We start from the raw sequence: 22105 nt of genomic DNA, 5'->3' as shown, positions 1-22105 counted from the left end.
CCCGCGCGTCACTGCGCTGCAAGCTCCATCACCTTGATCTGCGTTGCTTCGTCGCGATTGAGAAAACCGGTTACGCGTCCTTCATGCATCACCATGATGCGGTCGCTCATGCCCAGCACTTCCGGCATTTCCGACGAGATCATGATCACGGCTACTCCGCTTCTCGCCATTTCCGTCACCAAACGATGGATTTCGGCCTTGGCGCCGACATCGATGCCGCGTGTCGGCTCGTCGAGAATGAGGATCTTCGGATTGGTAAGCAGCCAGCGACCAATCAGGACCTTCTGCTGGTTGCCGCCGGAAAGGTTTTCCACGCGCTCGTCGAGATTGGGCGTCTTGACCCGGAGTTTCTTCGCCATGTCTTCGCAGGTTGCTTCGATCGAGCCTTCCTGCACAAAGCCACCCTTGACGAACCTATCCTGGAGAACGGCGATCTGCATATTCTCGAGAACGCTCAGAATCAGCAGGCAGCCCGTGTCCTTGCGGTCTTCGGTCAGGAACGCCATGCGGTTCTGGATCGCAACGGTAGGCGAGACGATGTCCGTCTTCTTGCCGAAGAGTTCGATCGTGCCTGAGGTCGCCGGCGTTACGCCGAACAAGGTCTCCGCGACATTCGATCGGCCTGATCCCACAAGTCCGGCGACGCCAAGGATCTCGCCCGATCGGACATCAAAGGAAACGTCATGGAAAACGTTGTTCAGTGTGAGGTTCTTGACCGAGAGCACGACGTCGCCGATCGGGACCTCCTCTTTCGGAAACATCTGGGTAATCTCTCGGCCAACCATCATGCGGATGATGTCGTCGCGCGTGACATCTGTTGACGCATGGGTGCCGATATAACGGCCGTCGCGGAACACAGAGAACTCGTCGGCGATCTCGAACAGCTCGTTCATCTTGTGTGTGATGTAGACGATCCCAATGCCCTGAGCCCTGAGGTCGCGAATGATCCGGAAGAGATGCTCAACCTCGCGCTCGGTCAGCGCCGATGTCGGTTCATCCATGATCAGGACGTCGGAATTGTAGGAGACCGCCTTGGCGATCTCGACCATCTGCCGATTGGCGACGGAAAGTTCGCGAACCTGAATCTCCGGGTCGATGTCGATATTCAGTCGTTGAAACAGCTCGTCCGTCTGGCGGAACATTGCCGCGTGATCGACGAAGCCGAACCTGTTCTTCGGCTCGCGCCGGATCCAGATGTTCTCGGCAACGGTCATATAGGGCATCAGGTTCAGCTCCTGATGGATCATCGCGATACCATTTTCCAACGCATCGAGCGGTGATTTTAGCTGAATCTCGACGCCCTTGAGGCGCACCTCACCCTTGTCCGGGATATAGATGCCTGCGAGGATTTTCATCAGCGTGGACTTGCCGGCGCCGTTTTCGCCCATCAAGGCGTGCACGGTGCCGCGTTTCAGCTGGAACTGGACATCGTCGAGTGCAACAACGCCTGGAAACTCCTTGCGCACGCCTTCGGCGCTCAGCAGGTATTCCGCATTCGGAACAGCGCCGCTGTGACGCACTGCGGCCATTGTAGACGGGCTGACAACCATCTCATCTCCTCCCGAACACGGATTGAAGCTTGGGATGCGGAACCGTATGTCCCGCACCCCATTTTTCCGACGTTAGTTCTTCGCGACGAAGTCCTTGACGTTTTCAGGCGTGACGAGTTGGAAAGGAATATAAACCTTCTTGTCCACCTTTTCGCCCTTCGCGAGCTTCAGAGCCGCGTCGAGCGCACCCTTGCCCTGCCCGGCTGCATCCTGGAAGACCGTCACGTCGAGGTCGCCAGCCTGCATCGCGGCAAGTGCGTCCTGCGTGGCATCAACGCCGCCGATCACGATCTTGCTGAGATCCTTGCCGGCTGCCTTGAGAGCCTGAATAGCGCCGATGGCCATTTCGTCATTGTTCGAAATGACGGCGTCGAACTCGATGCCGCTGGAGAGCCAGTTCGTCATCAAATCCGAACCTTCTGTGCGCGACCAGTTTGCTGTCTGCTCCTCAAGGATCTCTATACCCTTGCAGTTGTCGGTGGCGACAACATCATGGACATCCTTGGTGCGCATGCGAGCGGCTTGATTGGAGAGTTCGCCCATCAGGATGACGGCCTTGCCCTTGCCGCCAAGAAGACGGCAAACTTCCTTCGTTTCAAGCGTACCGGATTCCTGCTCGTTGGAAGCGACGAAAGCCTGCTTGTCCGGAAGGCTATCAACGTTGACCGGCTCGCGGTTGACGTAAACCAGCGGAATGCCGGCTTCGGCTGCGATTTTCGACATGGCCGCCGTGGCGTCCGTGTCAACCGGATTGACGATAATCGCGTCGACCTTGGATGCGATGAAGTTCTGGATCTGACTTTGCTGCTTGGCGACGTCGTTCTGGGCGTCTTCGACCTGCAGTGTCACGCCGTTCAGAGTCTTGGAGTAGTTCTGCATTCCGTTGCGCAGAACGGTCAGGAAGTTGTCGTCGAATTTCGACATCGAGACGCCGACGGTTTCGGCATGAGCGGCCGTCGACAGGACGAGCGCCATGGCAGTACCCATGATAAATTTCTTCATTCTTCTTTCCTCCAAAGCGGTGTCCGGCTGCACCCTCCTCACGCCGGAGCTTCGGGCCGAGCCCAAAAGCCAGTTTTTTAGTTCGCCTGGGCCGTCTCCTGCTGGCCGTCCGTCAAGAAACGGAACAAACGAACCGTAAAATCTGTATCGCGGAATATTCATTCCATTTTCTACTGAGGGCGTCAAGTCCATTTCATTGGCGAGGTCGCGAGCGCTCCGTGAAAATCTCGCGAAGATGCTTGCGCTGGCGCTGAAAAGCGCGATGCCGCGAACTATATGAACGGTCTAGCGGCGGCGGTTTCGCCGTCTTTAAGGGAGAAACTGATGCCTATTTCGATGTACCGACTAACAGTTCCCGTCTTTCAGCACGGTCTTGAAACGTTGAAGACCTACCTCGATAAAGCCGAGGCCTTCGCGAAGGAGAAAGGCATCGATAGCGCGGATCTCGTCGCCGCGCGGCTGGCTTCGGACATGTTGCCGTTCTCGGGCCAGTTTCAGCGCGCGACCGACACCGCCAAACTGGCGATTGCGCGGCTGACCGCCAGCGAAGCACCGAAATTCGAGGACAATGAAGCGACCATCGCCGAATTGCGCGAGCGTGTTGCCAAGACGGAAACCTACCTCCGCACAGTCGCACCGGCTGCACTTGAAGGGACGGAAACGCAGGAAATTACCCTTTCGCCGGGGGGTAACAAAATCACGTTCCGCGGCGACGAATATGTCGTGACCTTCGCGCTACCGAACTTCTTCTTCCACCTTGCGACGGCACACGCGATCCTGCGCAATCAGGGCGTTCCTGTTGGCAAGCTGGACTATCTCGGGCGCCTCGCCTGATAAGCTTAGGGCCGACGCCTGATCGGCCCTTTTTCCGTAAGTTCGGTGAAGGCTAGCGTTTGATCCAGATGACGGGCACGCATCGAGAGAAGCTTCTCGGCATAGGAAAGCCTGGTCGACATACAGGCTGGGTCCGACGCGAGGTTGTTCAATTCCATCGGATCGGCCTGCAGGTCGAATAAGAGTGGTGGCAGTGCTGCGAAATGCACGTATTTGAAGCGTTCATCTCTGATGACGGCAAGGTTGCATTCGTTTGACTGCAATCCGAAATGAGCTTCTGGTTCCTGGTTGACAATATCGCGGAAGTCGAATTCCCAGAAGGCAGCATCGCGCCAGGTTCTCGGCGCCTCCCGCTCCATGAACGGTAGCAGGGACTGGCCATCCAGGGCGTTTCTGGGTTCGATATGCAGGCGATCGCAGAGCGTCGCAAAGATGTCTGCCGCAGACGTGAACCGGTCGACCACCCTGCCCCGCATGACGGCTTGCGGGTCGCGGATGACAAGCGGGATGTGATAACTGCCATCGAAGAAACCGCCCTTGCCGAGCGTCCAGTGATCGCCTGCCATCTCGGCGTGGTCGGAGGTGAAGATGATAAGAGTGTCGTCCCACACCCCTGCTTCCTTCAGCGCGCGCCAAATGCGCCCAAGCTGCGCATCCACCTCCGCGATCATGCCATAGTAGATGGCTCGGATCGCGGCGAAGTCGCTGGCTTGCCACTCGCTAAGCGAGCCGGTCGCACCATAGATGAAGCCGCCCTTTCCTGCCCTCGGCATGGCATAGGACAGATAAGGGTGCGATCTCTGTTCCGTTTCGTGGTTTTCCGCCCGGGCGAAATGCGAACCGTCCTCCGGGCTGAACAGATCGTTGTATGGAGACGGCGCCGAAAATGGCGGATGCGGACGAAGGAACGAAACATGTGCGAACCAGGGCGCATCCTGCTCTCCCAGCCAGCGGATGAACTCTCCCGCGAGAAACGCCGTCTGCGTTTCGTCCTTCGAATAGGTCGTTGCCGCGTTCGAGATCTCACCGCGCCGCGCGCCGACGGGGATGTGAATGTCGCGACTATCCGCATCCGGGTGTCCACGCTCGCGCAACCAGGACAGCCATTGCCTTTCATGCTCGGGAAGCAGTTGTCGGGCCGTAAAGCCGGGTAGCAATCCTTCATAAGTTGTCAGGTGCGGGTCGTTCGCGTTCATGCCGCGCGGGTCGGGTGCGGTATCAGTATAGCCGAACAGCGTCGGATCATAACCCGCCCGCCGGGCCGCCAGCGCCAGATTATCAAATCGCGCATCGAGGGGTGAGCCGTTGCGGCAAACCCGGTGGTTCATCTGATAGAGGCCGGTATAGAGCGTGGCGCGCGCCGGTGAGCATGGCGCGGCGCCAGCGTAGTGGCGGGCAAACAAGACGCCTTCCGCCGCCAGCGCATCCACATTCGGCGTCCTGACGCAGGCATGTCCGGTCGCCGACAGGCAATCACCGCGCCACTGGTCCGCGGTGATCAATAAAATGTTCGGTCGACCGGTCATGGATGTATTTCAGTGCTGGTTTGATTTTGCGTGCCAGTTCCACGCCGATCGAATGATCTGAGACAAATCATACTGCGGCGCCCAGCCTAGAATCTCCCGCGCCTTGTCATTGTTGGCAACCAGCGTGTGCGAGTCGCCTTCGCGGCGGCCGACATATTCCACAGGAAACGGTCGCTCCGACACGCGCTCGATGGCGCCGAGCAACTCCTTCACCGTTGTTCCCGTGCCGGTGCCGAGATTGAGCGCAACAGATTCCCCGCCCCGCAGCAGATGCTCTACGGCGCGGACATGCGCATCGGCGAGATCAAGCACATGGATGTAGTCGCGGACACAGGTGCCGTCCCTCGTCTCGTAGTCGGTACCAAACACCTTGAAGCCTTCACGACGGCCAAGAGCGGCATCAATCGCGAGCGGTATGGCGTGCGTTTCAGGCTGATGCCACTCGCCGACCCGTCCCTCGAAGTCGGCGCCGGCTGCGTTGAAGTAGCGAAGCACGACCGATCGAAAGCCGGTGTATTTGTCGTAGTCGGCAAGCGCCTGCTCGACGATGTATTTTGTACGGCCATAGGGATTGATCGGCACCTGACGATGCGTCTCATCGAGAGGTACGCTTTGCGGCAGGCCGTAGGTCGCGCAGGTGGACGAGAAGACGAATGCCTTGACGCCCGCCGCCTGAGCGGCAGCCAAAAGTGTCAGCGTGCCGATGACGTTGTTCTCGTAGAAGGCAACCGGATCCTTGACCGATTCGCCGACCTCGATGAGGGCGGCAAAATGCAGGATGGCAGCTGGCTTGTGCTTGGCCAGAACCTCGTCAAGGCGAGCCCGGTCCCGGATATCCCCTTCCTCGGCAGGCCCCCACTTCACGAATTCGCGATGACCGTTGGAGAAATTGTCGAAAACGACCGGTTGGAACCCCTTGTTCGCAAGATCGAGACACGTATGGGAGCCGATATAACCAGCGCCGCCCACGACCAGAATCGTTTCACCTGCCATGCACCACCTTTAATTCTCGTTTCGGATGTAGAAGACTTAGAGCAGGTCGATGGCGAGAAAAAGAACGAAACGAAGGTGGCGCGGATGTCGCTCTCTTTTTGTTGATGACGGCATTAGCAAATTGATTTGCCGAAGATTTTCCATGGAATTGACTGTCCACCAGGACCCGACAAACGCAGCGCTCGAAATAACATCGCAATCTTTATTCAACAATGATTGCCACAACCAGTCGTACCTTTAAATACTGCCGGTACGTCATTTTAAATGGAATTGACTTTTGTTCTTATTCTCTGCGAAGAATTGTTCCCTTCGGTAGTTCTCATCGTGAAACTGAAGGCCGAAACCAGATGGATTCGTCGATCAGAAAGTTCATATTCCATGATCTTCAGGCGATCGAAGGATACATTGATCCGCCCGACGCTCTGGTATTTCTTGCGGTTTTGCTATCCCAGCAATCAGCCTCCTTGCGAGGCAGCCTCGCCGAGATCGGCGTTTACTATGGTCGTTCCTACTTTCTGTTGCGGAAGATCTGCGGAGACACGGAGAAGATTGTGGCCATCGATCCGTTTGATATCGTGAATCCGGATCACGGCGCGACGCAGTACGAACGTTTCGCGGCGGGCGGCCGTCAACTTGGCCTTTCCGTGGACGCCGAATGCGTCATCAAGAGCGACAGTACGCTGCTCCGGCCGGAGAACATTACCGAAAGAGCAGGGATGGTCCGGTTCTTCAGTATCGACGGTGGCCACATGTTGCACCACGTCGCGGCCGATAGTCGTCTTGCTGCCGCGTCGCTTGCGGAGCACGGAATCATCGTTTTCGACGATACGTTCAATCCGGCTTGGCCCGAGGTAACCGCCGGCGTGACCGACTTCCTGCGTGAAGAAGCTGGTCGCTTTTCCGTTTTCTGCCTAACGAAATACAAGACTTATGTTTGCCGACAAGCGTTTCGCGAGTTTTACGCGCGTGCGATCAGGACTTCGCCTGAACTCAAGGCGTTCGATCACATCGAAACCGAGTTTCTCGGTTCGACCGCCATTCGATTGCACAATCCTATTCGCCGGCGCATCGCTTACGAAGTGATGGTCGGGCTCGGTATGCGCGCACTATCGGAGCGCGTCTATCGATAACTAGCCTGTTGGCGGATCCGCTTCTTTCAGTCTGTACCCGACACCGGTTTCGGTGGTGATATATTGCGGCTGGTCCGGGCTCTGTTCGATCTTCTGGCGCAACTGTCGAACATAGACCCTTAAGTACTGCACGTCGGCGGCCGGTCCCCAGATCTGCTTCAGCAGGAACTGGTGAGTCAGAACCTTGCCGGCATGCTGGGCAAGAACCCTGAGGATATCGTATTCCTTCGGCGAGAGCTTGATTTCCCTGCCGTCGATCTTGACGATGCGTTTGACCAGATCAATCGACAGGCCGCCGGCCTGAAAGATCGCCCGCTCCCCCTGCTGCTGCAAGCGATGGCGTAAGGCAACCCGCAGCCGAGCGCCGAGTTCGTTCATGCCGAACGGCTTCGTTAGATAGTCGTCGGCCCCCGCTTCAAGAGCGTTGACGATGCCAGTTTCATCTGTGCGGCTGGAAAGGATCACGATAGGCAGGGTTAGACCCGCGTCTCTCCATTCCCGCAACAGTTCGTGGCCCGATTTGTCCGGCAGGCCAAGGTCGAGCACGATCAGATCAGGCGGTTCGTCCTTTGCCGACTGCAGGGCTGAGGCGCCGTTTGGCGCCTCATGTACCTCGTAGCCTTGCGCGGTGAGGCCCACGCGAAGGAGCTTGCGAATTGGAGGCTCGTCGTCCACGACGAGAATTTTTACGGCTGAACCTGTCATTTTAGCTCATCCAATTTCGGAATTTCATTTGGTCTTGGAAGACGGATAGTGAAGACGGCACCGGAATGATCGGAGCGATTTCCGGCTGTGATCGCGCCACCCATCGCTTCGACAAAACCTCGGCAGATGGAAAGGCCGAGGCCCGTGCCGGCGCGCACCTGATCTCCTTTGCGCACGCGATAGAAAGTATCGAAAACGCGGTCCAGGTCGGCCGGCTGAATGCCAGGGCCTTCGTCCGAAACCTGGATCATCACGTTGTATTCATCCGCCCGTCCATCGATACGGATCGACGATCCTTGCGGAGCATATTTGGCAGCATTGTCCAGCAGGTTGAAAAGCACCTGCTCGAACAGCACCGGATCGACACGGACCATCGGCAGATCTGCCGGAATGGTCATGATGGTCTTGTGATGCGCGAGAATTTTCTCAGCGCGGCGCAGCGCGCTTCCCGCAATGTCGCCGGGATAGTGGAGCGCATAGTTCGGCTCCATCGCCCCGGACTCGATTTTCGTCATGTCGAGCAGGTTGGCGATAAAGCGGTTGAGCCGCTCCGATTCGTCGACAACGGTCGACAGAAGATCCATGCGGTCTTCCTGTGCCATGGAATCGAGGTAGTCACGCAAGGTGCCGGCGGCGCCAAGAATGGCTGCGAGCGGCGTCTTGAGGTCATGCGAGATGGAGGTCAGGAGGGCAGAGCGCAAACGGTCGGCTTCCGCTGCGAGCCTTGCACGATCGACATCTGCCACGAGTTGAATGCGCTCGATCGCAAGGGCCGCCTGGTCCGCCAACGCATCGAGAAGGCGTTGCTGCTCGGGTGTCAGGAGAGGGCCGTCGCGTCGGTCATTGTCGAGGCCGATCACGCCGACGGCTGCGCGCCCGGTTCGCAGCGGCACATAGAGGCGTTTGGCGCCGGGCAGGGTATCGGCGCCGCGGCCGGCGGCGTGATTATGCTCCCATGCCCACCGGGCAGCGGCAATATCAGCCTCGTCGAGCGTGTCGTCCGGCGGATAGCCGGCCTTGACGGAGATCGTGCCTTCCTCCGGCAGCAGAAGCACGACGCGGACCTTGAGCATCGATGCCAGCTGAAAGGCGGTGGCCCAGAGGACGTCGTCGAGCGTGCCGGTGCCAGCCAATTTCTTGGAGAACAGGTAGAGGTCTTCGGTCGTCCTGGCACGCTGCCGGGCCGCCGCCGCCTGGCGTTGGACCGTTGCCGTGAGATTGCTGGCAATGACGGCCACGCCCAGGAAAAAGAACAATGCAAGCACGCTCTCCGGATCGCTGATCGTCAGCGTGTAGCGAGGCGGCAGGAAGAAGAAGTTGAAAGCCAGCGCGCTGAGGATGCAGGTGTAGAGCGCTGGACGAAGCCCGTGGATCACCGCTGACGTGAGTACTGCCATCAGGAACACAAGGGCAAGGTTGCGGACATCCAGCACCTGATCAAGTACGACGCCAGCGACGAGCGCGATTGCCACATAGGCCGTTGCGGAGAGATATGCTTGGATTTTGAACGCGGGCGAGGACGGGGCAGCTTTCATGCTGCGCGCGGATGCCTCATCTTTCTCGTTGCCGGAGATCACATGGACGCTGATGTTGCCTGACGTTCTGATCAGATCGTCGGCGATGGAGCGGTGAAACCAGTCACGCCATGTCGGCCTGCTGGGCGCTCCGATGACGATATGGGTGACGTTATTGGCCGCAGCGTGTCGGACCAGCTCTTCCGAGACCTCGCGGCCGGGAATAGTGATTGCCTCGCCGCCGAGTTGTTCAGCCAGCCGGAGCGTCGCTGCAATCGTGTCGCGGTCAGATTCCGTCAAGCTGATCGAACGATTGGTCTCGACGTAGACGGCTGCCCACGGTGCTCGCAGTCGCGAGGCCATTCGAGACGCGTAGCGCACGAGCGAAGCTGATCGTGGATGCTGATCGACAGATACAAGGACCCTTTCACCTGCAGCCCAAGGACCAGCGATGGCGTGTGCCTGCATGTGGTTCAGCAGCTGGTCATCGACACGCTGCGCGGTCTTGCGCAATGCGAGTTCGCGCAGGGCGGTCAGGTTGCCGGGGGTAAAATAATTGGTCAGCGCACGTTCGGCGGTCTTGGGAATGTAGACCTTCCCGTCATGCAGCCGTTTGATCAGATCGTCCGGCGTCAGATCAATGATCTCAACGTCATCTGCCATGTCGATGATCGAGTCAGGCACAGTCTCGCGGACGCGGACGCGAGTGATTTGAGAAACGACGTCGTTCAGACTCTCAACATGCTGGATGTTCAGGGTCGAATAGACGTCCATGCCGCGGTCGAGCAATTCCTTCACATCGAGGTAGCGCTTGGGGTGACGGCTTCCTTCGGCGTTCGTATGGGCAAGTTCGTCGACTAGGACAAGGTCGGGTCGGCGCGCAAGGATGGCATCGATATCCATCTCCTCGAGAGGACGGCCCTTGTAGTCGATCTTGACGCGCGGGATGACTTCAAAGCCCTCGACGAGGGCCTGTGTTTCCTTGCGGCCATGGGTCTCGACGATGCCGATCACCACGTCAACGCCATCGGACAGTTTGGCGCGGCCCGACTCCAACATCTCGTAGGTCTTGCCCACGCCGGGCGCGGCGCCAAGGAATATCTTCAACCGGCCGCGCGTCTCCTGTCGTGCCTTCTCAAGCAGTGCATCGGGCGAGGGCCTGCCAACCTTATCGCGGTTGTCTTCCGGCATGCTTTTCATCTTTCCCTGACGAGGAAGCCCCGGTCGCATCCAAGCGGCCGGGGCTTTCCACCCTACTCAGACATAGAAGTATCAAGAGACTGGTTCAATGCCAGAACATTGACCGTGCGCTCGCCGAGAAACCCGAGTTCGGGGTGATCGACGGCGGCGTCGACAATCGCCTTCAGCTTGGCTTCATCCATGCCGCGCGCCTTGGCAACGCGAGGTATCTGGAAGTAGGCCGCCTCGGGCGAGATGTGCGGATCGAGGCCGCTGCCAGAGGCCGTCACGAGATCGATCGGCACCTGGGCATTCGGGTTGGCGGCCTTGGCTGCCTCATAGTCAGTCTTTACGCGATCGAGCAGCTTCTGACTCGTGGGGCCAAGGTTGGAGCCGGAAGACGAGGCAGCGTTGTATCCATCGCCTGCCACCGAAGGGCGGCCATGGAAGTACTTGTCGCTGGTGAATGCCTGACCGATCAGTGTCGAGCCGATCACTTTGCCGTCCTTCTGGATCAGGCTGCCGTTCGCTTGCGCCGGGAAGAGCGCTTGCGCGGCTCCCGTCATGGCGAGTGGATAAAGCAGACCAGTGATGGCGGTGGTGGCAACGATCATGACGACTGCCGGACGAAGTTCTTTCAGCATGATGTCAACTCCTTAGGCGAGACCGATGGCCGTGATGACCATGTCGATCGCCTTGATGCCAATAAACGGGACAATGATGCCTCCGACGCCATAGATGAGCAGGTTGCGGGAGAGCAGCGCGCCGGCGCCGATCGCACGGTATTTCACGCCCTTCAGCGACAGCGGGATTAGCGCCACGATGATCAGCGCGTTAAAGATGATCGCCGACAGGATGGCGCTCTGCGGGGTGGCGAGCCCCATGACGTTCAGGACGCCGAGTTGCGGATAGAAGGCCAGGAACATCGCCGGGATAATGGCAAAGTACTTGGCGATGTCGTTGGCGATCGAGAAGGTGGTCAACGCGCCACGGGTCATCAGCAGCTGTTTGCCGATCTCGACGATCTCGATGAGCTTCGTCGGATCGCTGTCGAGGTCGACCATGTTGCCGGCTTCGCGGGCGGCGACCGTGCCGGTGTTCATGGCAACGCCGACATCGGCCTGGGCGAGGGCGGGTGCGTCGTTCGTGCCGTCGCCGCACATGGCAACGAGCTTGCCCTTGGCCTGTTCCTCACGGATCAGGGACAGCTTGTTCTCGGGTGTCGCCTGGGCGAGGAAGTCGTCGACGCCGGCCTCGGCCGCGATAGCGGCTGCCGTCATCGGGTTGTCGCCTGTTATCATGACGGTCCGGATGCCCATCCGGCGCAGTTCAGCGAAGCGCTCGCGAATACCGCCCTTGACGATATCCTTGAGCTGGATGATGCCGAGAAGTTTGCCGTCGCGGGCGACCGCGAGCGGCGTGCCACCCGCCTTGGCGATTTCATCGGCAATCGCCTGCAGTTCCCGAACGGTCTCGGTGTTGGTGCGGAGGGCGACGGTCGTATTGCCCGAAGCCGGTGCCGACGCGGCCCCGACATAAGCGAGCACGGCATCGACGGCGCCCTTGCGAATGGACGAGCCTTCGACATCGACGCCGCTCATGCGGGTCTGGGCGGTGAACGGCACGAAGGTGGCGTGCAGGCTTCCCATCTCGCGGCCGCGGATCGCGTATTTTTCCTTGGCGAGCACGACGATGGAGCGGCCTTCCGGTGTTTCGTCGGCGAGCGACGCCAACTGCGCGGCGTCGGCTAGTTCCTGTTCGGTAACGCCGCGAACCGGGCGGAAGGCGGTTGCCTGACGATTGCCGAGCGTGATCGTGCCGGTCTTGTCGAGGAGCAGCGTGTCGACGTCACCGGCTGCTTCGACGGCGCGGCCCGACATCGCAAGCACGTTAAAGCGCACGAGACGGTCCATGCCGGCGATGCCGATTGCCGAGAGGAGCGCGCCGATTGTGGTCGGGATTAGCGTCACGAAGAGCGCGACGAGGATGATAATCGGGATAGAGCCGCCGGCATAGCTTGCGAAGCTCGGGATCGTCGCCGTGGCCAGAACGAAAATCAGCGTCATGCCTGCAAGCAGGATGTTAAGAGCGATTTCGTTCGGGGTCTTCTGCCGCTCCGCACCTTCGACGAGCGAGATCATGCGGTCGAGAAAGGTGTGTCCCGCGGCGGCAGTGATGCGGACGCGAATCCAATCGGACAGGACCTGCGTACCGCCAGTCACGGCCGAGCGATCGCCGCCGGACTCACGGATGACTGGGGCGGATTCACCTGTTATCGCGGCCTCGTTGACCGAGGCCACACCCTCGACGACCTCGCCGTCCGAGGGAATGATATCGCCGGCCTCGACGAGGACGAGATCGCCGACCTTTAAGCTCGTGCCCGGAACGAGGCGATAGCCGCTGCCGTTGTTGGCCGTCAGCAGCTTTGCCTGGGCTTCGGTACGGGCCTTGCGCAGCGAGTCCGCCTGTGCCTTTCCGCGCCCCTCGGCAACTGCTTCGGCGAAGTTGGCGAAAAGCACGGTGAACCAGAGCCAGAGGTTGATCTGGAAGGAGAAGCCGAGATTTCCGCCGCCGGTAACGAGGTCGCGGACGAACAGGATCGTGGTCAGCGCCGAAACCGTTGCAACGACGAACATGACGGGGTTCTTGGCAAGGGTGCGCGGGTTCAGCTTCTTGAAGGCGGCACCCACGGCCGGAATGAGAATGCGAGGATCCATGATGCTCGCTGATTTTGCCTGGCTCATAAGAGACTCCAGCTTGAAAAGAGTAAGGCGACCGTGATGCGATCAGCCGTGTAGAATCCGAAATACCGCGACGATGACGAGGAGGCCGGCCAGCATCACGAGGATGATGTCGGAGGCGCGGGTCATCCGCTGGCTCTCACGTCCCGGCAAACCGGGACGCGCATTGAAGGATTTGCGAAGCCTGTGGCGAAGGATCATTGCTTCACCTCAGAAAGTCTGGCCGGCGATCATGACCAGGTGTTCGATGACTGGACCAAGCGCCAGCGCCGGGAAGAAGGTCAGGCCGCCGACGATCAGGATCGTGCCTGCCAGGAGACCCACGAAGAGCGGGCCATCCGTCGGGAAGGTGCCGGCGGAGGCCGGAACGGTCTTCTTGGCGACGAGCGATCCAGCGATCGCGAGCGCCGGGACGATGACCAGGAAGCGACCCATCAACATGCCCACACCGAGGGTGATGTTGTACCAAGGCGTGTTGCCGGTGAGGCCGCCGAAGGCTGAGCCGTTGTTGGCCGCAGCGGAAGTATAGGCATACAGGATCTCCGAGAAGCCGTGCGGGCCGGCCGTGCCGATAGAGGCAACGGCGGACGGCAGGACGCTGGCAATCGCCGTGAAGAGGAGCATCGCGAGCGGCAGGCAAAGAATGGCCAGCACCGCCATCTTCATCTCCTTGGCTTCGATCTTCTTGCCAAGATATTCCGGTGTGCGACCGACCATTAGCCCCGCGACGAAGATCGCGATGATCACGAAAAGCAGGATGCCGTAAAAACCTGCGCCAACGCCCCCGACGATGACTTCACCAAGCTGCATGTTGATAAGCGGGATGAGACCGCCGAGTGCCGTGAAGCTGCCGTGCATCGCATTGACCGCGCCGCAGGAGGCAGCGGTTGTTATGACGGCAAAGAGCGAGGACATGGCGACGCCAAAACGTACCTCCTTGCCCTCCATGTTGCCGCCCTCGAGGCCGAAGGCATGCATCAGCGGATTGCCTGCTGCTTCCGCCCAATAGGTGACACCGACGCCGACGATGAAGAGAAGGCCCATCGTCGCGAGAATCGCCCAGCCTTGACGCTGGTTGCCTACCATCCGGCCAAAGACGTTGGTGAGGGCCGCGCCGATCGCGAAGATCGATACCATCTGGATCATGTTCGAGATGTTGTCAGGGTTCTCGAAGGGATGCGCGGAGTTGGCGTTGAAGAAGCCGCCGCCGTTAGTGCCAAGCATCTTGATGGCAAGTTGCGAGGCAACTGGGCCGAGCGCGATCGTCTGCTTGGTGCCTTCGAGCGTCGTTGCGTCGACATAGGGGCCGAGGGTTTGCGGCACGCCAAGATAGACATAGACCAGCGTCAGCACGATGCAGATCGGCAGCAGGACGTAGAAGGTCGCGCGGATCATATCGACCCAGAAATTGCCGATCGCCTTGCCCGAGGCGCGCGCAAAGGCACGAATCAGGCCGACAGCAATGGCGATACCGGTTGCTGCCGAAACGAAATTCTGCACGGAGAGTCCTGCCATCTGCGTCAGATAGGACATGGTGCTTTCGCCACCGTAGTTCTGCCAGTTTGTGTTTGTTACGAAGCTGACGGCGGTGTTGAAGGAGAGTTCAGCTGGAACGGCGGGCATGCCGGCCGGGTTATAAGGCAAAACCGCTTGCAGGCGCATCAGCGCGTAAAGAACGAGAACGCCGAATAGATTAAAGAGCAGCATGGCAAAGGCGTACGAGGTCCAATGCTGTTCGTTGCGTTCGCTGGTACCGGCAATGGCATAAAGTCCCCGTTCGATCGGAACGAGGACCGGTGAGAGAAATGTGCGTTCGCCATTGAAGACGCGTGTCATGTAACCGCCGAGCGGTTTGACGAGCACGATGATAATCCCGCAGTAAAGCAGGATCTGAAGCCATCCGTTGAGGGTCATGGGAGGTAACTTTCAATACCCGGTTGGTTCCGCCTGTCGCGCAATCCCGGTGAGGGCGCGATGCTAGAAGCGCTCGGGGCGAATGAGAGCGTAGGTGAGGTAAACCGTTAGAAACACGGTGACGGCACCACTGAGAATATAGTCGAGGGTCATGGCGTTTCCTCCGGCTAGAGCCGGTCGCAGGCTTTGGTGTAGGCAAAGCACAGGGCGAAAAATACGATTGTTATGGCGAGTAGACCTATGTCCATCATCGATCGTGACTCCTGTTGTTCTTCTGGAGTCAGACAAGACAAAGGGCGCCATCCCATCGGGTGGCACCTATGCTTTCTGGCGTGGAGATGATCCTTGGATCTCTCGGACATCAATATGCGGCCGAAGCGCATAAGCGTTCGAGATCGGCGGCAGGGCGCGGATATAAAAATCTTATAAATAGGAGAAAAGAAAAATGCCTCGCCGAAGCGAGGCTAGTCCTAGGCCGCTTCGGGGAAAAGAAGAAGCGGCGTCGTTGTTCTATTGCCCGGCCGCGCGGCTGCAAAGCGCACTTTCCGGCTTTTCGGTACGCCTGAGGCGGATTGAGCGACGTGCATCAATTGCCCGCGCGGTCAGCCTTCAGATTTCGAACGACGTTTTTGCCTCGGCGCAGCGCCGTGAAGGCAGCGCCGACGGCGATCAGCCAGAGTGCCGCGAGCAGGACCTGGTTATGCCCGTCCCACAGCGGCTCGAGGATCGATAGAAGTGCCGCGGCCGTAATTGTCGCCATCCGGTGCTGCTTTGCCATCGGGCCTGAGAAGTCGCTCGGCATTCCCGTCGCTCGTCCGAGCTCGCGAACATAGGCTGTCAGCACGGCAAAAGATGCCGCTGCCCAACCAAGCCCAGGCGATCCGATGCCATATCCCACGCCAGCCAGGATCAGTATATCGGCGATACGGTCGGGGAATTCGTTCCAGAATGGTCCATCGGCTGTGCCCTTGCCACCTTCGACGGCGACCATGCCGTCAAAGAGATTGCAGAGCAGCCGCAATTGGCAGAAGGCGGCCGCAAGGACTAGGAGGACTCCTCTGCTCAACCCGTCATCTCGTCCGGCGAGGAAAAACATGCCGCCCGCCAGGGCTGCGGCGATCATGCTCACTTGCGAGATCTGGTTCGGCGTAATCGACCGCGCTGCCAGCGATTGTGCAATGCGCTTTGCCCATTGTGTGTCTCTGCTTGCGAGTGGCCGCCGATCGCCCGTTTCCGTCATATCTCGATCCTCTGTTGATAGAGAAAGTAATTGTAGACCGCTGCGTAGCTCGTCGAGACAGCCAGCGGCACCGCTATGGTTTTCAGGATTTCCGGCGTGCCGCTCAGTGCGTGGATCGAGATCAGTGCGGCAGTGGAAGCAAGACATGCGATCAGCGGTGGCGCCCACAGACCGGCGCGCCCTTTGAACTGTCTCGAGAGCCGTTCAATGACCGTCTTGAGAAAAAAGGTGAGGCAGGCCGAGAGTCCGCCCTGCACAACGCCAGCCAGCAAGGCTCGCGGCAGCGGGTGGTTGCTATTGACGAGAAGCGCCCAACCACCCATGGCGACAAACGCGAAGAGAACGTGCGTCACACTGCTCTGACCCAGGCGACGTATCAGCGCCATCATGTGACCGACCACCAGTAGCGGACAATGTGGAAGAAGATCGGTGCGGAAAAGACCACGGAATCAAGCCGGTCGATCAATCCGCCGTGTCCTTCGATCAGGTTGCCCCAATCCTTGACGCCGCGATCTCGCTTGATTGCTGACATGACGAGGCCGCCGAAGAAGCCCATCATTGTGATGACAAGGGCCAAGACGCCGGCCTGAAGCGGCGTGAAAGGCGTGATCCACCATAGGGCAGCACCGATCAATGTTGCGCTCACTACGCCGCCGACAAAGCCTTCCACAGTCTTCGAAGGGGACAGGCTTGGCGCGATCTTCGTTCGACCGAACAGCTTGCCCCAGACATATTGGAGGACATCGCTGAGTTGCACGATGATCACCAGGAAGGCGATCAGGAGAACGTTGCGGCCTTCATAGCCCGGGATCGTCAACGTCAGCAGCGCGGGGACATGTGAGGCGCAGAACACGCAGATCATCAGAGCCCACTGCACTTCGGCAATGCGTATCAGGAAACGCTCGGTATCGCCGCGCAGTACCGAAATGATCGGCATCAGCAGGAACGCGTAGATGGGAATGAAGATCGAGAAGATGCCGTATTGTCGCTCCCACAGCAGCCAATATTGCAGCGGCAGCACGACGAAGAAGGCGGCTGCGAGGGCCCAATGGTCGGCACGTTTGGTGTCGGTCAGGGTGATGAACTCGCGTAGCGCCGCGAAAGAGCAGAAGCCGAAGAGCAGCAGCACACCAACGCGACCGGCAAGAAAGGCGAGCCCGATCAGGATGACCATGATCCACCATGCCTTGATGCGCGCATTCAGATTCTCGATCGCGGCATTCGACTGACCGGCAGGCAGGCGCCGCTGCAGCAGGTAGCCGATGGTCGAGGAAACGACGAGGATCGTGAAAATGCCGAGGACGAGCATCCACAGGTCGGAGTTTGCGTTCATTGGTCACCGCCCGGGTGCTTTGGTGACAGATCGAGCAACGCTCTGCGCGCCCTGTCAAGGAAGGTTTCCTTGTTCTCACCGGCTTCGATTTGCATGGCGTCGCCAAAGGTCACGGTGCAGATGAGGGGGATCGGAACAATCTCGCCCTTTGGCATGACGCGATTGAGATTGTTGATCCAGACCGGCACGAGTTGAACGTCCGGCCGGATCGAGGCGAGATGAAAAAGCCCGCTTTTGAACGGCAATAGCTGGGCATCCGTCTGGTTGCGGGTGCCTTCAGGAAAGAGGATCAGTGACGCTCCGGAATCGATGACCTCGGCCATGACTTCAATCGGATCGCGGGTGCGCTTATCGCGATCCCGCTCGATAAGCACGGCGTCGAAGACATCGCGGCCGATAAAACGGTTGATCGACGACTTTAGCCAATATTCCGCGCCGGCGACGGGGCGTGTCCGCCGCCGCAAGCTCGGTGGCAGGACCGCCCAGACCAGAATGAAATCGCCATGGCTGGAATGATTGGCAAAATAAACGCACTGGCCCTGGGGAATGCCCTCATTCGGCCAGATGGCGCGCACGGCAGTAATTGCGCGCGCGAATACCACGATGGCCGCCGCGACAGGCTTCGCAATTACCCTTCTCACCGATTTCAGCCCCCTCGCTGCATCGACAAAGCAGCACAGAAACCTAGCTGCATTTTTGATGGTTCGGAAGTCCTGCTTGCGATGGAAGGCCACCCCTCAAAATTGCCCGCCCCGACGCATCGCCGAGATTCGCGAGAGATCGAACTGGCACGTTTATCTGAGGTGAAGAGGAAAGCGTTAACCATGGTCGGCTAGGAATGAGTCGGACGCAACGGAATGAGTCGATGCCAGTACAGTCAAACAAAACTCTGCAAGCAATGACGACGAGCGAAATCGTGCTTTTCCCGGTCGCTTCGCGCGCCGGTGACATTGAACGGTGCGCGGCCGAACTGGATCGCCGCCACGGCGAGGATGCAGTCGCCTTCTGGAAGACGGAGTGCCGCCGACTGGCTGCTGAGCTGACGTCGCTTGGCTGCTCCGACGATGAGGTCCGCAACCAGGTCATGACATTCCAAGCCGAGGTCCAGGCCGAGCTGGTTCGCCGCCATCAAGTTCGGGCAATCGCCGAAAGCCGCAGCGGCCGCGCCATCAAGCGCTAATCACATCACGATCGGTTCCTGCCGCCATTTGGGCTGCCGCTTTGTCGGACAGCCCTCGAGCGGTTGAACGCGTCGTCCCGCCGACGAAATCTTTCCATATTTTGCGCCAGACGAACCGTCTTGGTTCAGAAATTCCGCGCGCCCGGTGCTAGCATCCCTTCGTTCTCGCGCGGATCTGCAGAGATCCGTGCGTATTCAGGTCGTTGCCTATCTCGGGAGGAAGGGCAGATGCTGGCGGAAGATCTATCCAATATTCGCCGGAGCAAACTGGCGGTCAGAAATGTCTGGCCGACCGGAAAAGCTTGCCATTTTCGTGTTCTTCAACGAAATTTATCGGGCCAACCGGCAGTGGAGGAGCTGCCGACAAGATAAGCGCGTGAAGAACAATGACGGGAGAATCACGACACACGCATACCGGATGCTGCGCTAGTCGCGCGCCGGACTTGGGAGGGAAGGCATGTATTCCGGTGGTTTGAGATTTGGCCTGGCGGACGAGATCGAGGCGCTCCGCGACAGCGTTCGACGATTCGCGACGGAGCGCATCGCACCGCTCGCCGCAGAGACGGACAGCAACAACAGTTTCCCAACGCCGCTCTGGCGCGAGATGGGTGATATGGGGTTACTTGGGATCACGGCCGAGGAGGCCTATGGCGGCGCCGGCTTGGGATATCTGGCCCATTGCGTCGCGATGGAGGAGATCAGCCGTGCTTCGGCATCCGTTGGGCTCAGCTACGGCGCCCATTCCAACCTTTGCGTCAACCAGATCAGCCGCAACGGAACGGAAACGCAGAAGTCTCGGTATTTGCCGAAGCTCATTTCGGGCGAAAACATCGGCGCACTCGCCATGTCTGAGCCGGGCGCTGGGTCTGATGTCGTTTCGATGAAGCTTCGGGCGGAGAAACGAGGCGACAGTTACGTTCTCAACGGCAACAAGATGTGGATCACCAACGGTCCGGATGCAGACGTTCTGGTGGTCTACGCCAAGACCGACCCGGAAGCGGGACCGCGGGGCATCACGGCGTTCCTCATCGAGAAGACCTTCAAAGGCTTTTCAACCGGCCCGAAGCTCGACAAACTCGGCATGCGCGGCTCCAATACCTGCGAGCTGATCTTCGAGGACTGCGAGGTACCCGCGGCAAATGTGCTTGGCACTCTCGGTGGCGGTGCGCGCGTTCTGATGTCTGGGCTCGACTATGAACGTGTCGTCCTTTCCGCAGGACCGATCGGCATCATGGCGGCCTGCATGGATGTCGTCGTGCCCTATCTCCACGAGAGAAAGCAGTTCGGTCAGGCGATCGGCGAATTCCAGCTGATGCAGGGTAAACTCGCCGACATGTACGTGACAATGAACACGGCACGTGCCTATGTCTACGCGGTGGCGGCCGCCTGCGATCGCGGCGAGACGACACGCAAGGATGCTGCCGGCTGCATTCTCTATGCCGCCGAGAAGGCGACGCTTCTTGCCCTTGAGACGATCCAGGCACTCGGAGGCAACGGCTACACGAACGATTATCCCGCTGGCCGGCTACTGCGTGACGCGAAGCTCTACGAGATCGGTGCCGGAACCTCTGAAATCAGACGCATGCTGATCGGCCGCGAACTCTTTGCGGAAACGGCCTGATCCGAACGTTCATCCGACAACCATCCTGGTGACCAATGACGGTTTTGAAGTCGCAGATTTCGACGAATTCGGAGAACTTCAGGACAAATCGCGCGGCGATGTCCGAAGCGATCCATGTCATTGAGGAGGCGGCTATGAGTGCCGCAAACGGTGGCGGACCTGCAGCGCGTGAACGTCATGTTGCCCGCGGCAAGATGCTGCCACGCGACCGTATCGCCGGTCTGCTCGATCCGGCCACACCGTTTCTGGAAATCGGATTGACCGCAGCCCACGGCATGTACGGCAACGAGGCTCCCGGCGCTGGCCTGATTACCGGTATCGGCCGCGTTTCGGGGCGCGATTGCATGATCGTCTGCAACGATGCAACCGTCAAAGGTGGCACCTATTTTCCGATGACGGTGAAGAAGCATCTGCGCGCGCAGGAAGTTGCTGCCCAGAACAATTTGCCCTGCATCTACCTGGTGGACTCGGGCGGTGCGAATTTGCCGAATCAGGACGAGGTGTTCCCGGATCGCGATCATTTCGGCCGGATATTTTATAATCAGGCCAATATGTCGGCAGCGGGAATTCCGCAGATTGCCGTGGTGATGGGTTCGTGCACGGCGGGCGGTGCCTATGTGCCTGCCATGTCCGATGAGGCGATCATCGTCGAAGGCCAGGGGACGATCTTTCTTGCCGGTCCTCCACTGGTCAAGGCCGCGACCGGCGAAGTCGTCTCCGCGGAAGATCTCGGCGGTGGCGATGTGCATACAAGGCTCTCCGGCGTCGCCGACCATCTCGCTCGTGACGATGCACACGCTCTCGCGCTGGCGAGGCGCGCTATCGCCAATCTCAATCGCTCAAAGGTCGGCGGCGTCGCGCGTCAGCCGGTTGAGGCGCCGCTGTTCGATCCCTCGGAAATAGCAGGTATCGTTCCGGCCGACCTGCGCGTGCCCTACGACGTGCGCGAAGTCATTGCCCGCATTGTCGATGGCTCGCGTTTCGATGAATTCAAGGCACGCTACGGGACGACCTTGGTCTGCGGCTTCGCCCATGTCCATGGTATACCGGTGGGCATTGTCGCCAACAACGGCGTGCTGTTTTCGGAATCGGCCCTGAAGGGCGCCCATTTCGTGGAACTCTGCTCGCAGCGCAGGATACCGCTCGTCTTCCTGCAGAACATCACTGGTTTCATGGTTGGCCGCAAATACGAAACCGAAGGCATCGCGAAGAACGGCGCCAAACTCGTGACCGCGGTCGCGACGACCGGCGTGCCGAAGGTAACGATGCTGGTTGGCGGCTCTTTCGGTGCGGGCAATTACGGCATGGCAGGGCGTGCCTTCTCGCCGCGCTTTCTCTGGACATGGCCGAACAGCCGCATCTCGGTCATGGGTGGAGAGCAGGCGGCGGGTGTCCTTGCGACCGTGCGGGGAGAAGCGCTCTCTCGCGCCGGCACCCCTTGGACGCCGGAGGAGGAGAGCAGTTTCAAGCAGCCGGTGCTTGATCTCTTCGAACGGCAGAGCCATCCGCTCTATGCGTCAGCACGTCTGTGGGACGATGGGGTGATCGACCCGGCTAAGAGCCGTGATGTGCTCGGTCTCTCTTTGTCTGCGGCGCTGAATGCTCCGATTGAAGATACGCGCTTCGGCCTGTTCCGGATGTGA

At 59.4% G+C, this 22105-nt stretch carries 20 protein-coding genes; 5 read left to right on the top strand and 15 right to left on the bottom strand.

The features are described 5' to 3' along the window. Positions 1-8 precede the first annotated feature (8 nt). Both ATY79_RS19145 and ATY79_RS19140 read right to left on the bottom strand, forming a co-directional pair. Entirely contained in the window at positions 9-1550 is a 1542-nt protein-coding gene (locus tag ATY79_RS19145) for a sugar ABC transporter ATP-binding protein (protein WP_088704602.1), read from the bottom strand. Positions 1551-1622: 72 nt separating this feature from the next. Then, complete coding sequence (locus tag ATY79_RS19140; RefSeq protein WP_088693142.1) at positions 1623-2552, bottom strand: sugar ABC transporter substrate-binding protein; 930 nt, start codon at positions 2550-2552, stop codon at positions 1623-1625. Positions 2553-2876: 324 nt separating this feature from the next. Here ATY79_RS19140 and ATY79_RS19135 point away from each other — a divergent pair, with 324 nt between their 5' ends. Then, positions 2877-3386, top strand: a complete 510-nt coding sequence (locus ATY79_RS19135) for a DUF1993 domain-containing protein (protein WP_088693141.1) — start codon at positions 2877-2879, stop codon at positions 3384-3386. Positions 3387-3391: 5 nt separating this feature from the next. Here ATY79_RS19135 and ATY79_RS19130 read toward each other — a convergent pair whose 3' ends face one another. Beyond that, the gene (locus ATY79_RS19130; protein WP_088704601.1) at positions 3392-4912 is read right to left on the bottom strand and encodes an alkaline phosphatase family protein; all 1521 of its coding nucleotides are present in this window, start codon (positions 4910-4912) and stop codon (positions 3392-3394) included. 9 nt (positions 4913-4921) lie between these two features. Further along, on the bottom strand, positions 4922-5905 hold the full coding sequence (gene galE / locus ATY79_RS19125; protein WP_088693139.1) for a UDP-glucose 4-epimerase GalE: 984 nt from the start codon (positions 5903-5905) through the stop codon (positions 4922-4924). 347 nt (positions 5906-6252) lie between these two features. Between galE and ATY79_RS19120 the strand changes: the two genes are divergently transcribed. Beyond that, positions 6253-7035 (top strand): class I SAM-dependent methyltransferase, encoded by a 783-nt coding sequence (locus ATY79_RS19120; protein WP_088704600.1) that lies wholly within the window; start codon positions 6253-6255, stop codon positions 7033-7035. Here the strand turns inward: ATY79_RS19120 and ATY79_RS19115 are convergent, their stop codons facing one another. The 11 genes from ATY79_RS19115 to ATY79_RS19070 all read right to left on the bottom strand — a co-directional run bounded on the left by ATY79_RS19115 (position 7036) and on the right by ATY79_RS19070 (position 18302). Then, complete coding sequence (locus ATY79_RS19115; RefSeq protein ID WP_088693137.1) at positions 7036-7740, bottom strand: response regulator transcription factor; 705 nt, start codon at positions 7738-7740, stop codon at positions 7036-7038. Next, positions 7737-10445 (bottom strand): sensor histidine kinase KdpD, encoded by a 2709-nt coding sequence (locus tag ATY79_RS19110; protein ID WP_088704643.1) that lies wholly within the window; start codon positions 10443-10445, stop codon positions 7737-7739. Before ATY79_RS19110 ends, ATY79_RS19115 begins: the two co-directional genes overlap by 4 nt. Before the next feature lie 62 nt (positions 10446-10507). After that, positions 10508-11077, bottom strand: a complete 570-nt coding sequence (gene kdpC, locus ATY79_RS19105; protein ID WP_088704599.1) for a potassium-transporting ATPase subunit KdpC — start codon at positions 11075-11077, stop codon at positions 10508-10510. A gap of 12 nt (positions 11078-11089) precedes the next feature. Then, entirely contained in the window at positions 11090-13177 is a 2088-nt protein-coding gene (kdpB, locus tag ATY79_RS19100) for a potassium-transporting ATPase subunit KdpB (protein WP_088704598.1), read from the bottom strand. Between the two features lie 42 nt (positions 13178-13219). Further along, positions 13220-13375, bottom strand: a complete 156-nt coding sequence (locus ATY79_RS30950; protein ID WP_189637158.1) for a hypothetical protein — start codon at positions 13373-13375, stop codon at positions 13220-13222. Positions 13376-13384: 9 nt separating this feature from the next. Continuing rightward, positions 13385-15088: a potassium-transporting ATPase subunit KdpA gene (gene kdpA / locus ATY79_RS19095; protein ID WP_088693134.1), complete on the bottom strand. Its 1704-nt coding sequence runs from the start codon at positions 15086-15088 to the stop codon at positions 13385-13387. A 63-nt stretch (positions 15089-15151) separates the two neighbouring features. Then, positions 15152-15241 (bottom strand): K(+)-transporting ATPase subunit F, encoded by a 90-nt coding sequence (locus ATY79_RS19090; protein WP_016556800.1) that lies wholly within the window; start codon positions 15239-15241, stop codon positions 15152-15154. Positions 15242-15674: 433 nt separating this feature from the next. Then, positions 15675-16328 (bottom strand): CDP-alcohol phosphatidyltransferase family protein, encoded by a 654-nt coding sequence (locus ATY79_RS19085; protein WP_088704597.1) that lies wholly within the window; start codon positions 16326-16328, stop codon positions 15675-15677. Continuing rightward, the gene (locus tag ATY79_RS19080) at positions 16325-16717 is read right to left on the bottom strand and encodes a hypothetical protein (RefSeq protein WP_088704596.1); all 393 of its coding nucleotides are present in this window, start codon (positions 16715-16717) and stop codon (positions 16325-16327) included. The genes ATY79_RS19085 and ATY79_RS19080 overlap by 4 nt, the downstream gene beginning before the upstream one ends. Next, on the bottom strand, positions 16714-17661 hold the full coding sequence (locus ATY79_RS19075) for a phosphatidate cytidylyltransferase (RefSeq protein ID WP_088704595.1): 948 nt from the start codon (positions 17659-17661) through the stop codon (positions 16714-16716). Before ATY79_RS19075 ends, ATY79_RS19080 begins: the two co-directional genes overlap by 4 nt. Continuing rightward, positions 17658-18302 (bottom strand): lysophospholipid acyltransferase family protein, encoded by a 645-nt coding sequence (locus ATY79_RS19070; RefSeq protein ID WP_088704642.1) that lies wholly within the window; start codon positions 18300-18302, stop codon positions 17658-17660. Before ATY79_RS19070 ends, ATY79_RS19075 begins: the two co-directional genes overlap by 4 nt. 224 nt (positions 18303-18526) lie before the next feature. Here ATY79_RS19070 and ATY79_RS19065 point away from each other — a divergent pair, with 224 nt between their 5' ends. The 3 genes from ATY79_RS19065 to ATY79_RS19055 all read left to right on the top strand — a co-directional run bounded on the left by ATY79_RS19065 (position 18527) and on the right by ATY79_RS19055 (position 22105). Next, positions 18527-18841, top strand: coding sequence for a DUF6074 family protein (locus ATY79_RS19065; protein WP_088693130.1), 315 nt, complete (start codon positions 18527-18529; stop codon positions 18839-18841). A gap of 457 nt (positions 18842-19298) precedes the next feature. After that, complete coding sequence (locus tag ATY79_RS19060; RefSeq protein WP_088704594.1) at positions 19299-20462, top strand: isovaleryl-CoA dehydrogenase; 1164 nt, start codon at positions 19299-19301, stop codon at positions 20460-20462. A gap of 35 nt (positions 20463-20497) precedes the next feature. Continuing rightward, a complete protein-coding gene (locus tag ATY79_RS19055) occupies positions 20498-22105 on the top strand; it encodes a carboxyl transferase domain-containing protein (RefSeq protein WP_088704593.1) in 1608 nt (535 codons plus the stop codon).

Origin of the sequence: Rhizobium sp. R693, assembly GCF_002211315.1 — a bacterium.
In the GTDB taxonomy this organism is placed as follows: Bacteria; Pseudomonadota; Alphaproteobacteria; order Rhizobiales; family Rhizobiaceae; genus Rhizobium.
Note: the sequence above shows the minus strand (reverse complement) of the source record. Positions and strands in the feature narration are given on the sequence as shown.

Excerpts from the sequence above, each read along its gene's own strand:
- ATY79_RS19145 (WP_088704602.1), bottom strand. The coding sequence starts at position 1,550 with ATGGTTGTCAGCCCGTCTACAATGGCCGCAGTGCGTCACAGCGGCGCT.
- ATY79_RS19140 (WP_088693142.1), bottom strand. The coding sequence starts at position 2,552 with ATGAAGAAATTTATCATGGGTACTGCCATGGCGCTCGTCCTGTCGACG.
- ATY79_RS19135 (WP_088693141.1), top strand. The coding sequence starts at position 2,877 with ATGCCTATTTCGATGTACCGACTAACAGTTCCCGTCTTTCAGCACGGT.
- ATY79_RS19130 (WP_088704601.1), bottom strand. The coding sequence starts at position 4,912 with ATGACCGGTCGACCGAACATTTTATTGATCACCGCGGACCAGTGGCGC.
- galE (WP_088693139.1), bottom strand. The coding sequence starts at position 5,905 with ATGGCAGGTGAAACGATTCTGGTCGTGGGCGGCGCTGGTTATATCGGC.
- ATY79_RS19120 (WP_088704600.1), top strand. The coding sequence starts at position 6,253 with ATGGATTCGTCGATCAGAAAGTTCATATTCCATGATCTTCAGGCGATC.
- ATY79_RS19115 (WP_088693137.1), bottom strand. The coding sequence starts at position 7,740 with ATGACAGGTTCAGCCGTAAAAATTCTCGTCGTGGACGACGAGCCTCCA.
- ATY79_RS19110 (WP_088704643.1), bottom strand. The coding sequence starts at position 10,445 with ATGCCGGAAGACAACCGCGATAAGGTTGGCAGGCCCTCGCCCGATGCA.
- kdpC (WP_088704599.1), bottom strand. The coding sequence starts at position 11,077 with ATGCTGAAAGAACTTCGTCCGGCAGTCGTCATGATCGTTGCCACCACC.
- kdpB (WP_088704598.1), bottom strand. The coding sequence starts at position 13,177 with ATGAGCCAGGCAAAATCAGCGAGCATCATGGATCCTCGCATTCTCATT.
- ATY79_RS30950 (WP_189637158.1), bottom strand. The coding sequence starts at position 13,375 with ATGATCCTTCGCCACAGGCTTCGCAAATCCTTCAATGCGCGTCCCGGT.
- kdpA (WP_088693134.1), bottom strand. The coding sequence starts at position 15,088 with ATGACCCTCAACGGATGGCTTCAGATCCTGCTTTACTGCGGGATTATC.
- ATY79_RS19090 (WP_016556800.1), bottom strand. The coding sequence starts at position 15,241 with ATGACCCTCGACTATATTCTCAGTGGTGCCGTCACCGTGTTTCTAACG.
- ATY79_RS19085 (WP_088704597.1), bottom strand. The coding sequence starts at position 16,328 with ATGACGGAAACGGGCGATCGGCGGCCACTCGCAAGCAGAGACACACAA.
- ATY79_RS19080 (WP_088704596.1), bottom strand. The coding sequence starts at position 16,717 with ATGATGGCGCTGATACGTCGCCTGGGTCAGAGCAGTGTGACGCACGTT.
- ATY79_RS19075 (WP_088704595.1), bottom strand. The coding sequence starts at position 17,661 with ATGAACGCAAACTCCGACCTGTGGATGCTCGTCCTCGGCATTTTCACG.
- ATY79_RS19065 (WP_088693130.1), top strand. The coding sequence starts at position 18,527 with ATGCCAGTACAGTCAAACAAAACTCTGCAAGCAATGACGACGAGCGAA.
- ATY79_RS19060 (WP_088704594.1), top strand. The coding sequence starts at position 19,299 with ATGTATTCCGGTGGTTTGAGATTTGGCCTGGCGGACGAGATCGAGGCG.
- ATY79_RS19055 (WP_088704593.1), top strand. The coding sequence starts at position 20,498 with ATGACGGTTTTGAAGTCGCAGATTTCGACGAATTCGGAGAACTTCAGG.